Genomic DNA, 14,933 nt, shown 5'->3' on the forward strand with positions numbered 1-14,933 from the left:
CTATTCCTACGATTTCACCGTGCCGGAGCCGGTCGGTCCGCTCATGGACGTGATCAACGGGCCGTTTTATCGTAACTCGCAGACGCGGCCGGCCGACGTCCGAGACGGCCTGTCACAAACGGTTTTTGTCGGAGAGGCGAGTTCCATACTGACCGACAAAACCTGGGTCGGCGTGGTGCCTTGGAGTTGCACGCCGCCCAAGCGGCCGTTTCCGGGCGACACGAATAGCGGCGGCTGCCTGGTCGGCGTGCATAGCGGCCCCGACGCTCACGACCATCCCCAGGTGATCATCCACGCTCCCGGCGATCCGTTCGGACACACCGACGAGATGTACGCCGAGCACGGGCCGCCCGGCGGCAACGTGCTGTTCGGCGACGGTTCCGTGCGATGGATCGACACGTTGATCGATGCCTACTCGTGGTTCTATCTCTCGACGATGAACGCGGGCGAGGTTCCTTCCGACGCAGCAGCCAAGTAACATGTCAAACAAAAAACCGAGCGGCGCCGGGTTCCGTGTAGTGTGGGCGACCGTGGGTGTTTGCCTGGCGCTTTGCGCCGCCGGGGCCTGGTGGGTTTGGTCCGCGGCTCCGCCGCAGTTGGGCGGCGACGAACAGGTGTTCGACACCGTCGATGCGCTATTCACGGCGGTCCGGGCGCGCGACCCGCGCCTGCTCGACGACTGCGAGCAGCGCTTGCGGACCTATGAGAAGGACGGCAAGCTATCGGCGCCGGCCGTCAGCTATCTCGACGAGATCATCGAGATGGCCCGCGCCGGCAAGTGGCGGCCCGCGGCGGAAAAGCTTTACGAGTTTATGAAAGCCCAGCGGCGGGCGTAGGTGAACATGCGAACGGAGGCCGTTCATCCAGCGCGGTCCGTAGCTGGTTGACGGGGCCAGGGCAGGGGACTACGATCATCGTACCTAGGGCGAGTTGTCTGACCCATGCTCGCCCGCCTCGCCCCAGACTCCCACCATGCGCTCTCGCCGGCTAGAGAAACGATTGCTGCGGCTTTTCCGCGACGGCTTGGCCGCCGTTGCGATGGTCGCGTTTCTCGCCGCCGCGGTGGGCGTGCCGTTGCCCGGCCCGGTGCGCAAAGACCGTAGCGTCGCGTTCCCCTGCATGGACCGTTCCTGCGGCTGTCACGACGCCGCCGGCTGCAAAGAGCACTGCTGCTGTTTTTCCAACGACGAAAAACTGGCCTGGGCCGCGGAGCATCACGTCGATCCGGAGCCGTTTGCGGATAGTAGCCCGCTTGCTCCGCAAGCGGAACGGCGCGAGACAGCCGCAACGTCTTGCGTCAGGTGGGGCCTGAGAGGACTGCAGAGCCGCTCCGCTCACGGAGTGAGCGGTCTACGTCGCGTTTCCTGCTGTTCCAAGCAGCCCCGCCGGTCGCAAACGTCCGATCGCGCCGCGACAAAGTGGATCAGCATCGCCGCCTATCGCCACTGCACGGGTATGGCTCCGCTGTGGACCCTGCTCGGCGCCGCGCCGCCGCCGCCGTCCATGGCCGCCTACGAATTCGAATGGATTCCCACCGGCCATGTGGCGCAGCGAAACTGCCTACTCATCGTCACTTCGTTCTCTCCTCCGACGCCGCCGCCCCGCGTCTAGCCCTAGCGCCGCAATTCGCTGCTGGACGTCGTCTTTTGCGCCGATCGCCATGCGCCGTGTTGTGCATGTGCTGCGGTGCGTCGCACCCTGCGGCGTTGACTTGGACCGCTTAACCACGAGAGAACCATCATGATTCGCAAACGAGGATTTACCCTTATCGAGCTGCTGGTGGTGATCGCCATCATCGGCATCCTGGTCGCACTGCTGCTGCCGGCCGTGCAGGCGGCACGTGAGTCGGCACGGCGGGCACAGTGTACTGACAGTCTGAAGCAAATCGGGCTGGCGTTACATCAATATCACGAATGCACGCTCCACTTTCCGGCGGGCTACCTGACGGCCGTGGCCTCCGATGGAACGGAGTTCGGGCCGGGTTGGGGCTGGGCGTCGTACTTGTTGCCCGACTTGGAGCAAGCCCCGCTGGAAGAAAGGATCAACTGGGGGCTGGACATCGGCAACGCCCGCAACTTGTTTGCCCGGACCACCGTGCTGCCGCTCTTCTTATGCCCTTCCGACCCGGCACCGAAGTCGTTCACCGTCGATGGCACGTCGACCGTCGTGGCCTACGGCAACTACGTGGCCGTGAACGGCAACCAGGGAGTGAGCGACGCCGCGGCGATCAACGACGGCGCGTTCTTGCGCGATCAGTGGTTTCGCCCAGCCAACTTTCTCGACGGCCTGAGCAATACGCTCTTTGTGGCGGAGCGCAGCAAACGGATGTCGTTCACCACGTGGGTCGGCGCCGTGACGGGCGGTGACGTGCCTTCGAACCTCGACCCCACCGCGGTCGAGTCGAGCGCCGCGCTGGTCCTTGGGCACTGCGGGCCGCACATCCCCAACAACCCCGAAGTGACCGACGCCGACGCTTTGTCGAGCTCCCACCCGAACCTGGTCAACTTTCTCTACGGCGACGGATCGGTACACATCATTACCAATTCCATCGCAGTTGAGGTCTACGACGCCCTGGCCACGCGCGCCGGCGGCGAGGCCGTCAACAGCGATTCTCGTTGATAGCCGCGACGAAATGCCCCATTTGGCCGGGAACGAGCGTAATGTGGCGCCCGCGAGCTTGCGAGCGCCGGCCCATCTTACGACTTAACAGCGACTATTGACGTTCAATCTCCGTCATTGTAGGAAACATCAATATGAAATTTCACATTGCCTTTCTCTCGGCCTTGGCCTGCCTTTGCGGCAACGCCCGGGCCCACGACACCTGGGTGCAGACCAACGCCAGCGTGGTGCGGGCGGGCGACGTCGTGTTCGTCGATCTGTTTCTCGGCAATCACGGCAACGACCATCGCGATTTCAAAATGGCCGACAAGCCCGACCGCGAAGCCAGCCGGCTGGAAGTGATCGCGCCCGGTGGCAGCAGATATGACCTCAAAGAGCGGATGGTCGATCAAGGCTACGCGCCGTCGGAGGGCTATTGGTCGGCGCGGTTCGTGGCGTCGGAGGTAGGCCTCTACGTCGTGGCACACACGATGGACAAGGTGGTAAGCTACGCGCCGACGCGCAGCGTCAAGAGCGCCAAGACGTACTTTCTCGTCAGTTCCAGCCTCGACCAGGTGGAGCGCGACGAGAGCCGTCTCGACCGGCCCCTGGGCCACACGCTGGAACTGGTGCCCAAATCGCACCTCGTCACGCCGATGGGACCCGGCACGCCGATCGAATTGCAAGTGCTCTATCACGGCAAGCCGCTCCGCGACGCGCGCGTCAGCTTTGTGCCGCGCGGCGAGACGCTGGCGGAAGGATTCGACGATCGCTACGAGCGCAAGACCGACGCCGAAGGGCTGGCCGGCTTCACGCCCACGGAAGGCAACTACTACCTTATCGTCGTGCATCACGTCGATCCCCAGGCCAGCGGTCCCGGTTACACCAGCACCAAGTATTCCGCCTCGATCACCGTGCTGGTGCCGCAAGTTTGCCCGTGCTGCCTGGAGTGAGGCGGCAACCTCACTCGATTTCATAGATGGGGCTGCGCGGATCGCGAGGCACGACGCGCTGATTCTTGCAATCCACGAGCAGGTCGAGCGCTTCCAGAACGATTGCGCCGATCATGGCCATTCCGCCCGGTTTCTGATACCGTCATGGGTGAACCCGCAATCACGAAGGAGCAACCATCATGGCCATCGCCCAACCGCTGACTCGCCGCCCGGCATGGACCGCCTTGCAGGCCCACTATCAGCAAATCCGCGACATGCACCTGCGGCAGCTCTTCGCCGGCGATCCGCGCCGCGGAGAAACCTTCACGCTGGAGGCCGAGGGGGTCTATCTCGATTACTCCAAAAACCGCGTCACCAGCGAGACGTTGAAGCTGCTGGTTCGCCTGGCCGAAGAGTCGGGCGTGCGCGAGCGGATCGACGCCATGTTCCGCGGCGAAAAGATCAACGTTACCGAAAACCGCGCCGTCTTGCACGTCGCTCTGCGGGCGCCCAAGGACGCCAACATTGTCGTCGACGGCGAGAACGTGGTGCCGCAGGTCCACGCCGTGCTCGACAAGATGGCCCGCTTCTGCGACCAGATTCGCAGCGGCGCGTGGAAGGGGCACACCGGCAAGCGCATCCGCAACATCGTGAACATCGGCATCGGCGGATCGGACCTGGGTCCCGTCATGGCCTACGAAGCGCTGCGGCACTACAGCGACCGCGACCTCACCTGCCGCTTTGTGTCGAACATCGACGGCACCGACATCGCCGAGGCGGTCATCGATCTCGATCCGGCTGAGACGCTGTTCATCATCTCGTCGAAGACCTTCACCACGCTGGAAACGCTGACCAACGCCCATACCGCCCGCGATTGGTGCCTGAAGCAGCTTGGCGATGCCAAGGCCGTGGCGCGGCACTTCGTGGCCGTCTCGACCAACGCCGAGGAAGTCGCCAAGTTCGGCATCGACACGGCCAACATGTTCGAGTTCTGGGACTGGGTCGGCGGGCGTTATTCCTACGATTCGGCCATCGGCCTGTCGCTGATGATCGCCGTCGGCGCCGAGAACTTCCGCCGCATGCTGGCGGGCTTTCACGCCATCGACGAACATTTTCGCACGGCGCCGTTCGAGCGTAATTTGCCCGTGCTCTTGGGACTGCTGGGCATCTGGTACAACAACTTCTTCGGCGCCCAGACGCTGGCCGTGCTGCCCTACGATCAATATCTCTCGCGGTTCAGCGCCTACTTGCAGCAGCTCGACATGGAGAGCGACGGCAAGCACGTCGATCTCGACGGCCGCACGGTCGATTATCAGACCGGGCCGGTCGTGTGGGGCACGCCGGGCACGAACGGCCAGCACGCCTATTACCAGCTCATCCATCAAGGCACCAAGCTGATTCCTTGCGACTTCATCGGCTTCTGCCAGTCGCTCAATCCGCTGGGCGACCATCACGACCTGCTGATGGCCAACTTTTTCGCCCAGACGGAGGCGTTGGCTTTCGGCAAGACGGCCGACGAAGTGCGCCAGGACAAGGTGCCCGACTTCCAGGTGCCGCACCGCACGTTCGAGGGCAACCATCCGACGAACACGATCCTGCTCGATCGCCTGGCGCCCGAAGCGTTGGGCAAGCTGGTGGCGCTCTACGAGCACAAAGTATTCGTGCAGGGGACGATCTGGCACATCAACTCGTTCGACCAGTGGGGCGTGGAGCTGGGCAAGATGCTGGCCAAGCGGATCATCCCCGAGCTGACGGCGGGGGACGACGCCGGGCTGGCACACGACAGCTCGACGAATAACCTGATCCGCCGGTATCGCAAGCGGAAGACCGAACAGTAGGCCAGCGCCCTACGGCTGCTCGCCCGTCGCGCCGATGGATTCTCGCAGCCATTGGCGAAACTCTTCTGCCAAGGCGTTTTCGCCGATGGTGCCTCGACGCTTGACGAATCGCTCCAAATCGACGCTTCGCACGACCGGAAACGACAGGCTGCGCTCGATCGGATGATACTTGCCGTCGTCGCCGAGCGATTTGAACGCCAGGTGTTCGCCGTCGAAGAGCCACAATTCGGGGATACCCAGCTCGGCGAAGACCAACATGCGGCGGCCGGAGCTGGATGAGAGATCGACTTCCACCGCGAGATCGGGCGGAGGATCGATGTCCGGATCGTATTCTTCGCGCTCGCGGACCTCCTCTTCATGTCGGATGTAGTACGACTCGTCGGCCTCACCGCCGCTCTGGAGCCGCTCGGCGTGCATGGTCGTCGAGCCGACGGATGCCAATTCCAGCCCCAACTCTTGAGTGATCTCGACGACGAAACGGTGCAAGAAGCGGCTCCATCTTTCGTGCAACTGCGAGAGCGTCATGATTTCCAGCACTCCGCGATGGTAGATAAGTCGAACGACACCCTCGCCACGCGCGTCGAGCAAGCCGACGTACGTCTCCCAGGAGACATCGTGAAAAACGACTCGTTGGTCGCCGCTGACGGGAGGTGCAATCGTGGCCATAGTTTGGTGCTCGGCGCTTTTGTTGGCGGATTCTCGCTCTCTTTAGATTAGGCCGCCCTGCGCGTGCGAACAAGACGATTGCCTCAGTTGCTGCTGACGTGCTAGGCTGCTGGTAACCTCATTTCACTTCTTGCGAGGGCCGACCGATGTTCTTAGCGACGCTGATTGGCGCTGGGATCCAGCTCGTTGCCGCTGTTGCGGTGTTTCAAATTGCTCGCAACCGCGCGGTTGAGAGGTTTTTCGTGGCTCTCGCCGTTGGTCTCCTCGGTGCGTTTCTTTTAGCCGCGATGTCCGCCAGCCCTGCCGTTTTCCTTCAGGGCGTGGTGCTTTTGGTGATCGGCGTCGTTTGCACCTTCGCCAGGGCACGGCAATCGGTTTTTCTCGGTTCGGCTTTAGCAGGATCGCTGGCCGCCATTGGCATCGTTGGGCAGGCGAATGTGCATTCGTGGGCGCGCCATAGGGAGCGTTATTCCTTCGAGTCAATGTCCGCGCGGCTCGCCTACGAAGCGAACGCTGTCCGGCCTCGCCAGGTCAGTCCGAAAGCGACCGCCCTGTCACCCGTTCTTCCGGTGAGCACGCTGAACCGTTTAGACAGAGCTGAGGAGTGGAGGTCATGGAGCCGTCGAAGCTATGCGCTTCGTCTCGTTCATGCCAGCTATACTGAGCAGTTTGTAACGAGTCCCGGTTTCGGAGTCGGCAGAATGATTCGCCTCTCGCCGGCGATGATCGAACGTGGCGGTCGGCGCGGGCGGCAAACCCGGCCGCTTGATCGGCGACCGGATTTCGAGGGCAGCCCCGTTCCCGGTGCTCTGCCCGTTGAGGCGGTCGGCGAATTGGAGGCAACGATGTCAAGTATCCGCGGTCCACTCGGCGCGCTGCACGACGAGGCCCGCCGCGATTTTCTCGACCCCGACGGTTTCGGTTACGTCCGCGACCGCGAACATGTGGCCGGATTCGAGCCGCACAGTTTTTACCGGAATGAGCCACGGCTGATCGCGGGTGAATCTCGCCTGCGCTGGCTGACCGTCCGTGTCGAGTTGGTGAGCCTGCTCAAGCACGAGCGGCCGATGGTCTATGTGTCGGAACGTCTGCCGAACATGACTGAGCTGCGCGAGGCGCCGGTCCGCGAGCTCGACGCTTTTGAGCAGCGAGCACTCGCATCGCTGATTCAAGGAGAGGACCTGGTTTCCGACGCTCAGCCCGGCCGCGTTCGGGCGCTCGGCTCGTTGCGGGCAATGCGGCAGTGCCTGGAGTGCCACGAGGTCCAACGCGGCACGCTGTTGGGCGCCTTTTCTTACGAGTTCCTTTGCGATCCGCCGGTGCGGCAGCCAAAGAAGGACCCCAGTGCCGACGCTGACGAACTGCTGTAGTGCCGCTTGACAACGCCGCCTTGTGTTTATATATTGCCACATGGCAATTCAGTAACACGATGCAGGAGGTGGTCGTCATGGCCAAACGCAAGGGTCCGCAAGAACTGGGGCGGCGCGAACGGCAGATCATGGACGCCGTCTATCGGCTTGGCGAAGCGTCGGTGGGCGAGGTGCGGACGCGCTTGCCCGACCCGCCCAGCTATTCGGCGGTGCGGACCATGCTCCGCCACCTGGAGAGCAAGGGTTACCTGCGTCACCGCCGTAGCGGCCTGAAATACGTCTATCGGCCGACGCAGTCGCACGAGTCGGCCAGTCGCTCGGCTGTGGGGCACTTGCTGGAGACCTTTTTTGCCGGCTCGGCCAGCGACGCCGTGGCGGCCCTGCTCGACGTTTCGTCCGGCCGCCTCAGCGACGCCGACTATCGCCGCATGCAGGAACTGATCGAGCAGGCGCGCAGGGACGGGCAGTAACGTAGAGCAAGCGTCCGCGCTTGCTGGGGGTGGTTAGTGGTTTGTGGTTTGTGGTTAGTGGGAGCGGGCGGAACAAGTTGTTTGCCACGGGTGGCCATCGAATGCGAAGGGAGGAACGGTGACATGTGGACGCGATTGGGTCTGTGGCTGGCCGACGAGGCGGATTCACCTCTCGCCCAGTTCTTGTTCGACGCGGCGGCGAAGGCGACGGTGCTGCTGGCCGTGGCGATGGTGGCGACGGTGCTCTTGCGGCGATCATCGGCGGCGGTGCGGCATCGGATCTGGTGCCTGACGTTTGCCGCGCTGGTGATCTTGCCCGGCTTGTCAGCGGCTTTGCCCGAATGGCGGCTGGCCGTGCTGCCGTACCGTAGCCCGCTGGCTCCGCAAGCGGAGGGCCGTAGCCCGCTTGCTCCGCAAGCGGAACCCGCGCCGCCGACCGCGACGCCTTCACCCATCGCCGACGAACTCGCGCGCCACGCCCTTCCGCTTGCGGAGCAAGCGGGCTACGTGGCGCCGCTCCGCGGCGAAACAAGCCTCCACCTCGAACCGCCAACCGTTCGCCGGCGGCTCAACCTTGCCACCCTTTGGCTCGCCGGTGCCTTCATCGCCCTTTCGCCGCTGGTCGTCGGGCTGGCCCGCACGCTGCTTCTGCGCCGCCGCGCCCGCGCGATCGACGACGGGCAGTGGACCAAACTGCTGGACGAGCTCCGCCAACGTCTCGCGCTGGCTCGTCGCGTCGGCCTTTACGAAACCAACGCGCCTCTCATGCCGATGACTTGGGGCCTGTTCCGCCCGGTCGTCATGTTGCCGCGGCACGCCCGCGAGTGGACCGATCGCCTGCGGCGGACCGTGCTGTTGCACGAACTGGCCCACATCAAGCGGTGCGACGTCGGTTGCCAGCTTCTGGGTCGCGCGGCCTGTGCGATGTATTGGTTCCATCCCCTCGCCTGGTACGCTCTGCGCCGCTTGCGGATCGAGCGCGAGCTGGCCTGCGACGACTGCGTAGTGTTGGCCGGCGAGCGGGCCAGCGACTACGCCGCCGAGCTATTGCAAATCGCCCGCTCGTATCGAACCGTGCCCTTTGCCGCCGCCGTGGCCATGGCCCAGCGCAGCAACCTGAAACATCGCCTGAGCGCCCTGTTCGATCGCGCTTGCTCACATCTGCCGGTAAGCTCGCGCGCCGCGCGACTGCTGCTGGCCGGCGTGCTTCTGCTCGTCACGACGCTCGCCGCCATCCGCTTCGCGCCGCGCGCATCCGCCGACGATGTAGTACAGCCGCCGTCGGCGGCGACCGCAGAAAACCAGCCACCCGAAGACGACCTGGTCACCGTCGCAGGCAAAGTCGTCGATCCCGACGGCAAGCCGCTCGCCGGGGCAACGGTCTCGGCCCTGCATTGGTGGCATCGCTTGATTAGCTACCCGCCGCTGGCCAAAACGAAGTGCGATTCCGCCGGACGATTTACCGTCTCCTTTCGTAAATCCGAGTATGCCATCGGTCTCGGGCCGGCCGACACGTGGAAGGAGGCGATGATCGTTGCCAGTGCCAAAGGCTTCGGCCTGGCATGGATCCGATGGCGCGACATTCCCGTCGGCCAGGAACTAACGCTCCAGCTCGTCGACTACGCGGCCATCGCGGGCCGGGTCGTCGATCTTGAGGGCCGCCCGATCGCTGGCGTCGAGGTGAAGCCAGGGCTGATCTATGCACCTAGCGGCGGCAATCTCGACGCTTGGCTGGAAGCTGTCGGACGGGGAGAATCTAATTTCACGACTTCAAACCTGCTCGCCGGACCGGGACTTCACGTCGACACGTTGCTACCGCAACAACTGGTGACCGACCGCGACGGCCGCTTCCGCCTCGCCGGCCTAGGGCAAGAGAGAGTCGTCGAGCTGTCGCTCCACGGCCCGACGATCGCTTACACCGAAGTCAAGGTCGTCACACGCGCGCTTAAGCCCATGAAACAACGGCTCGGCGTCAGCGACTCGCTGACGGTGTACGGGGCGGATCTCGAAATAGCGGCATCGCCCACCCAACCGATGGAAGGCGTCGTGCGCGACGCCGATCGCGGCACGCCGCTGGCGGGCGTTCGCATCGAAAGCTTCAGCTTTGCGGGCCGCGATTGGAGCCGGTTGCACGTCTTGGGGACGACGACCGACGAATCCGGCCACTATCGTCTGAACGGCATGCCGAAAGGGACCGGCAACGAACTCATCGCCATTCCAAACGACAATCAGCCGTATCTCATGCGCCGCGCGCGGGTTCGCGAACAGCAATCGCTCAAACCGGTGACGGTCGATATCGACTTGCACCGCGGGATCTGGATCGCCGGTCGCGTGACCGACCAAGCTACGGGCCAAGGGGTGATGGCACGGATGTACTATTGGCCTTTCCGTTCCAACCCTTACGCTCAGGCACTGCCCGAGTTTGACGCGTCTCTCGGGAGGTACGGCTTCGAGGACCGCTACACCACGCGTCCCGACGGCAGTTTTCGCCTAGTGGGCTTGCCCGGCCAAGGCATCGTCGGCGCCAAATGTCTATTGAACCGGTATCGCCACGGGGTGGGCTCGGAAAAAATTGCGGGTGCAGACGAGTTCGGCAGCTTCGACACTTATTTGTGTCCGCAGGCTGCGAACAAGCGATCGCTTCACGCCATGAAGCAAGTCGAACCTCCGCCCGGAGTGGAGAGGGTGGCATGCGATCTCGCGCTGGATCCTGGCGGAACAATCACCGTGAATGTCGTCGATCCGGACGGTCGGCCGCTGACGGGTTTCGAAGCCGACGGCAAGTCGGCGACCTGGCACGGGTTCGGCGCTGCGGTTCAGGGTAGCACGTTTGAAGTCGTCGAGCTCGGCCCCGACGAGACGCGAACGGTGGTCGTCCGCCACAAAGCGCGCAAGCTCGTCAAAGCGGTGAACGTGCGCTTGGCCGATCATCCGACCGGCGCCATGACGGCCGCGCTCGCGCCGGCGGCCAAAATCGTCGGCCGCGTCGTCGATCAAAATGGCGCCCCCGTGCCGGGGGCGAGCTTGGAGCTGTTTTGGTACGGAACAGGAGGCGGCTCGAATGGCAACCTGGGTTTTACGGCAACCGACGAGCACGGGCGATTCGAGCACGCCGACCTGCCGACCGGTTGCATCTACAACATGCAGACGTACGTAAGCGGCGACAGTCGCATCTACGTCAACGATCTTCGGCATCTTGCGTCCGGCGAGACAAAAGACGTCGGCGACATCAAGGTCAGGCGCCAAGTAAAACCGAATGCAAACGAGGCTCAGTTGCCGGTCGTGCCGGAGAAGAAAGTGGTAGAAGACGCCGACCAAGTCGCCGCAGCCCAGAACAACAGCAAGGCAGAAGTCGTGACGCTTCGCGGCCGCGTGCTGTTGCCCGACGGCAGGCCGGCGGCGGGTGCGGATTTGTATTGGGCGCAGATCGAATCGTCCCAGCCCCCGTCGCGGATGATCGTCACCAAGCGCGGAGCCACCGATGGTGAAGGGCGGTTTCAAATCGCCTTGGCCCAGAACGACATGCCGCCAACGGTCGTGCCATCAAGCCTCGTCGCACACAAACCCGGATTCGGCATCGATTGGGTACAGGTTACGCGCGGCCAGGTGCCGCCGGACGTCACGCTCCGCTTGGTCGAAGATCGCCCGCTCCGCGGCCGCGTGACCGACACGGAAGGCCGCCCGGTCGCGCGGGCGCGGGTCACGGTCGGCGGCGTGCTGGCCCCGCGCGACGGAAGCCTCGATTCTTTTTTAGTCGCCTGGAAACAGTCGTGGCGAGATTCGTGGATGAAACTTGATCGGGGCGGCGGCTTGCACGCGCCGCTCGGTTCAGTCATGGGCGCGGTGACCGATGACGACGGCCGCTTTCAGCTTTCGGGCATTGGTGTCGAGCGAGTGGCGACCGTCGAAATCCGAGCGGCGAGACACGCCTATGAAGAGTTGCGAGTCGTACACCGCGCAGGTTTTGACGCGAAGAGCTACAACAGGCTGACGCTTTCTGCACGCACGCCTCCTACGCGCATCCGCGGAATGTTGCCGCAGCTCACAGGCCCGGTCATCGAGCAAGTCGTTGAGGCGGAGCTGGTAATTCGCGGTAGGGTATTTACCGGCGCCAGTCGTGCGCCGGTGGCCGGCGCGAGCGTTTACTCGGCGAGCGGCGGCTGGGGCGTAGATGTTTCGGCCGTCACCGACGCCGACGGCCGCTATGTATTGCACGGTCATCCCCGCAACGAGCCGGTCTTGTTGGGTGTTCATGCGCCGGCCCCCAAGGAGGTTCTCGACCGATTACTGCAATTTCCGGCCGCGTCGACTCAGGCGGTGCTCGATGCCGACGTCGAACTGAAACGCGGCATTGTCGTCGAGGGCCGCGTGTTCGATCGGATCACGGGCAAAGGAGTCCACGCCGGCCTGCGATTCGCGCCGCTGCCGGGAAACCACTTCGCCGACCAAGCGGATTGCGAAGATCCCACGACGGCGACCGTCGACGACGAGGGCCACTTCCGCATGTTGGCCATGCCCGGCCCCGGCGTGCTGTTGGTTCAGGTGTATGACGGCCAGTACCTCGACGGTAGGAGGATCAACCCCTATCGCCAGGCGAGCTTTAGCCCGGAAGACAGTCAACGCGTGCCGACCACGGTTGACGGCGACGACCGCTTTTTCACCGGCATCGGTGGTTCGAGCGAGTTTCTGATGACCGAGAACGCGGTCAAGGTCATCGACCTGGCGGCGGGCGGCAAGCCGGTGACGTGCGATTTGCCGGTCGATCCGGGCAAGACCGTAAAGATTGCCATTGAAGACGAGCAGGGCCAGCCGGTCTCCGATGCGTTTGTCTCCGGGTTCACCGACACGGGGCCAATCATCTTCAGAGTCGCGAAACCGAGCTGTACCATTTACGCCCTTGGTCCCGACCCGCCCCGGCGCGTCTGCGTTCTCCACCCCGAACGACGGTTGGCGGCCTCGATAACGCTGACGGGCGAGGAGCGAGGTCCGGTGACGGTCCGGCTGGCCGCATCGGCGAGCATCGGCGGCCGCGCTCTCGACTCCGATGGCCAGCCGATCGCCGACGCGCTGGTACAGATCAACTACGCTCGTCGCAGTGCGTCGGAGATACTCCGATTCGCGCGTCTGGGACAGGCACCGATGAGGACCGACCGCGACGGCCGGTTCCAAGTGGAGAACATCATGCCAGGTGAGCGGTTCGCGCTCGACTTCAAGCAAGGCGACACGTTTTTTCGCGCTCCGCTCACGGCCGAGCAACGCGAGTTGCAAGCCGCGCAGGTGCCGTTGGCGCAGTGGGTCAAGCAGATGATCGGCATGACGCCCGAACAATACGAGTTGGGTGTCGGACAGAAACTAAAGTTGGGCGATGTGAAGACGAAGGAACTCCGGTGAACGACGAACCTACTCCCCTTGCTCGATGCAATACAGGCTCTTCTTGGTCCGAATAAAAAGCGACCGGCCGGCGATGGCGGGGGAGGCCATGCAACCGTCGTCGAGCTGGTTGGTGGCCAGCGGCTCGTAGTGCCGGGCGGCGGCGATCACCGGCAAATCGCCGTCTTGGCTGGAAAAATAGATCCGGCCGTCGGCGTAAACGGGCGAGGCGCTGTAGTGACCGCCCAGCCGATGCCGCCAGACGAGTTCGCCGGTGGCCGCGTCGAGGCAGCTTAATATGCCCGCCTCGTTGACCATGAACAGCAGATCGTCGATCAGCAGCGGGGCACAACGCACGGGCATCGCCTGTTGCTGCTTCCAAACGACGCTCGCGGTGATGTCTCCGGTTCCGGTAGGCGGCACCGCAAATTCGCGAAAGCCGCCGTCGGCCGTGTTGAGGTAGAGCAGGCCGTGCCCGAACAGCGGCGGCGACGCCGCGTTCATCCCGCCATGCCGTATCCTCCACACCGGTTCGCCGGTCGAAGGGTCGTAGGCCGTGGTTCCGGCCGCGGCCGGACTGATCAACAGCGGCCGACCGGCGACCTCGATGATCGTGGGGGTGGCGTACGCCTTCTTGGCGTCGCCGTCGGACGTGCCGTAGTCGATGTCGCGATCGCGCTTCCAAACGGTCCGCCCCGTCGCTTTGTCGAGCGCTACCACATATTGCAGGTCGTAGCCGTCGAAATGGATGAACAGCAGGCCGCCGAACAGGATGGGCGACGAACCTGCGCCGCGGTGGTGATTGCAGGGCAGGTCTTGACGCGTCCAGATTGTTTCGCCGGTTTTCGTGTCGAGGCATGCCGTGCCGTGGCTGCCGTAATGGACGTAGATTCGGCCCTCTTCGATGACTGGCGTCGACGAGGCGTAGCTGTTGAAGTCGAAGCAGAACTGCGGCTGGGCGATGTGAAACACCACCTTGTCGAGCAAAATCTTGCCCGTTTCGCGGTCGATCTTGAGGGCCGACAACTCTTTGCCGTCGTTGGTGGCGGTGGTCAGCCAAATCTGGTCATGCCAGACGACGGGCGACGACCAGGCGCGACCGTGAATCGGCGTCTTCCAGCGGACGTTCTTCGTCTCGCTCCATTCGATGGGCAAGCCTTTGGCGTCGGAGATTCCTTGCCCATTGGGGCCGCGAAATTGCGGCCAAACCTCGCCCGCCGAGGCGGTGGAACAAAAAGTGGCGAGAAGAATTGCAATCACGAGAACGGCGGGCATCCGGGGGGTTCCTTGCGGCTGAGGGCATCAAACTCGATTGTACCCGCAACGGCGGCGGTCGCTAGTCGCCGGGCCTGCGGTAGTGTCTTAAAGTCGAGTTGATCTTACCGACGCAGCGATCGTCGTAGGGTGGGAGCGAGCGAGCTTGCGAGCGCCGGCCCACCAGCATCGGCAACGTCACGCTCGGTGGGCCGGCGCTCGCAAGCTCGCTGGTCCCACCCTACGTGACCATAAGACACCGCCTCGGTATTCATTCGCCGTATGCGATGGTAAACTAAGTTCAAGTTTCGCGGTTTTCGCGAGGCAGTTTCGGTCAAATTGAAATCGGCCTCCATGCCAAAAACGGGTAAACCTGTGGTGCATCAAACATCCCAGGCAACCCGCGGCAAGGAGGCCGAACATGCAAGTTACTTC

Annotated in this window: 11 protein-coding genes; 9 read left to right on the forward strand and 2 right to left on the reverse strand. The window is 63.7% G+C overall.

Annotated features, from left to right (window positions below; genetic code table 11):
- From VNH11_30965 to pgi, 6 genes are all read left to right on the forward strand, one after another.
- A partial coding sequence (locus tag VNH11_30965; GenBank protein HVA50805.1) for a DUF1559 domain-containing protein occupies positions 1–478 on the forward strand: 478 nt, incomplete at its 5' end.
- Position 479: 1 nt separating this feature from the next.
- Positions 480–836 carry a hypothetical protein gene (locus VNH11_30970; protein ID HVA50806.1) on the forward strand — a complete coding sequence of 119 codons (357 nt, stop codon included), beginning with the start codon at positions 480–482 and terminating at the stop codon, positions 834–836.
- Positions 837–930: 94 nt separating this feature from the next.
- Complete coding sequence (locus tag VNH11_30975; GenBank protein ID HVA50807.1) at positions 931–1,611, forward strand: hypothetical protein; 681 nt, start codon at positions 931–933, stop codon at positions 1,609–1,611.
- A 129-nt stretch (positions 1,612–1,740) separates the two neighbouring features.
- Entirely contained in the window at positions 1,741–2,619 is an 879-nt protein-coding gene (locus VNH11_30980) for a DUF1559 domain-containing protein (protein ID HVA50808.1), read from the forward strand.
- A gap of 134 nt (positions 2,620–2,753) precedes the next feature.
- On the forward strand, positions 2,754–3,551 hold the full coding sequence (locus VNH11_30985; GenBank protein ID HVA50809.1) for a DUF4198 domain-containing protein: 798 nt from the start codon (positions 2,754–2,756) through the stop codon (positions 3,549–3,551).
- 179 nt (positions 3,552–3,730) lie between these two features.
- On the forward strand, positions 3,731–5,368 hold the full coding sequence (pgi, locus tag VNH11_30990) for a glucose-6-phosphate isomerase (GenBank protein HVA50810.1): 1,638 nt from the start codon (positions 3,731–3,733) through the stop codon (positions 5,366–5,368).
- A gap of 9 nt (positions 5,369–5,377) precedes the next feature.
- On the opposite strand, the gene VNH11_30995 is transcribed toward pgi, so the two are convergent.
- Positions 5,378–6,034: a Uma2 family endonuclease gene (locus VNH11_30995; GenBank protein ID HVA50811.1), complete on the reverse strand. Its 657-nt coding sequence runs from the start codon at positions 6,032–6,034 to the stop codon at positions 5,378–5,380.
- Positions 6,035–6,879: 845 nt separating this feature from the next.
- Here VNH11_30995 and VNH11_31000 point away from each other — a divergent pair.
- The 3 genes from VNH11_31000 to VNH11_31010 all read left to right on the forward strand — a co-directional run bounded on the left by VNH11_31000 (position 6,880) and on the right by VNH11_31010 (position 13,265).
- Positions 6,880–7,404: a hypothetical protein gene (locus VNH11_31000; protein ID HVA50812.1), complete on the forward strand. Its 525-nt coding sequence runs from the start codon at positions 6,880–6,882 to the stop codon at positions 7,402–7,404.
- A gap of 77 nt (positions 7,405–7,481) precedes the next feature.
- A complete protein-coding gene (locus VNH11_31005) occupies positions 7,482–7,874 on the forward strand; it encodes a BlaI/MecI/CopY family transcriptional regulator (GenBank protein ID HVA50813.1) in 393 nt (130 codons plus the stop codon).
- Positions 7,875–7,997: 123 nt separating this feature from the next.
- A complete protein-coding gene (locus tag VNH11_31010) occupies positions 7,998–13,265 on the forward strand; it encodes a M56 family metallopeptidase (GenBank protein HVA50814.1) in 5,268 nt (1,755 codons plus the stop codon).
- 9 nt (positions 13,266–13,274) lie between these two features.
- On the opposite strand, the gene VNH11_31015 is transcribed toward VNH11_31010, so the two are convergent.
- On the reverse strand, positions 13,275–14,519 hold the full coding sequence (locus VNH11_31015; GenBank protein HVA50815.1) for a PQQ-binding-like beta-propeller repeat protein: 1,245 nt from the start codon (positions 14,517–14,519) through the stop codon (positions 13,275–13,277).
- Positions 14,520–14,933 lie beyond the last annotated feature (414 nt).

The organism is Pirellulales bacterium, assembly GCA_035533075.1.
Taxonomy (GTDB): domain Bacteria; phylum Planctomycetota; class Planctomycetia; order Pirellulales; family JAICIG01; genus DASSFG01.

What these genes read in the sequence shown, in the direction of transcription:
- VNH11_30970 (HVA50806.1), top strand. Translation starts at nt 480, where the DNA reads ATGTCAAACAAAAAACCGAGCGGCGCCGGGTTCCGTGTAGTGTGGGCG.
- VNH11_30980 (HVA50808.1), top strand. Translation starts at nt 1,741, where the DNA reads ATGATTCGCAAACGAGGATTTACCCTTATCGAGCTGCTGGTGGTGATC.
- VNH11_30985 (HVA50809.1), top strand. Translation starts at nt 2,754, where the DNA reads ATGAAATTTCACATTGCCTTTCTCTCGGCCTTGGCCTGCCTTTGCGGC.
- pgi (HVA50810.1), top strand. Translation starts at nt 3,731, where the DNA reads ATGGCCATCGCCCAACCGCTGACTCGCCGCCCGGCATGGACCGCCTTG.
- VNH11_30995 (HVA50811.1), bottom strand. Translation starts at nt 6,034, where the DNA reads ATGGCCACGATTGCACCTCCCGTCAGCGGCGACCAACGAGTCGTTTTT.
- VNH11_31000 (HVA50812.1), top strand. Translation starts at nt 6,880, where the DNA reads ATGTCAAGTATCCGCGGTCCACTCGGCGCGCTGCACGACGAGGCCCGC.
- VNH11_31005 (HVA50813.1), top strand. Translation starts at nt 7,482, where the DNA reads ATGGCCAAACGCAAGGGTCCGCAAGAACTGGGGCGGCGCGAACGGCAG.
- VNH11_31010 (HVA50814.1), top strand. Translation starts at nt 7,998, where the DNA reads ATGTGGACGCGATTGGGTCTGTGGCTGGCCGACGAGGCGGATTCACCT.
- VNH11_31015 (HVA50815.1), bottom strand. Translation starts at nt 14,519, where the DNA reads ATGCCCGCCGTTCTCGTGATTGCAATTCTTCTCGCCACTTTTTGTTCC.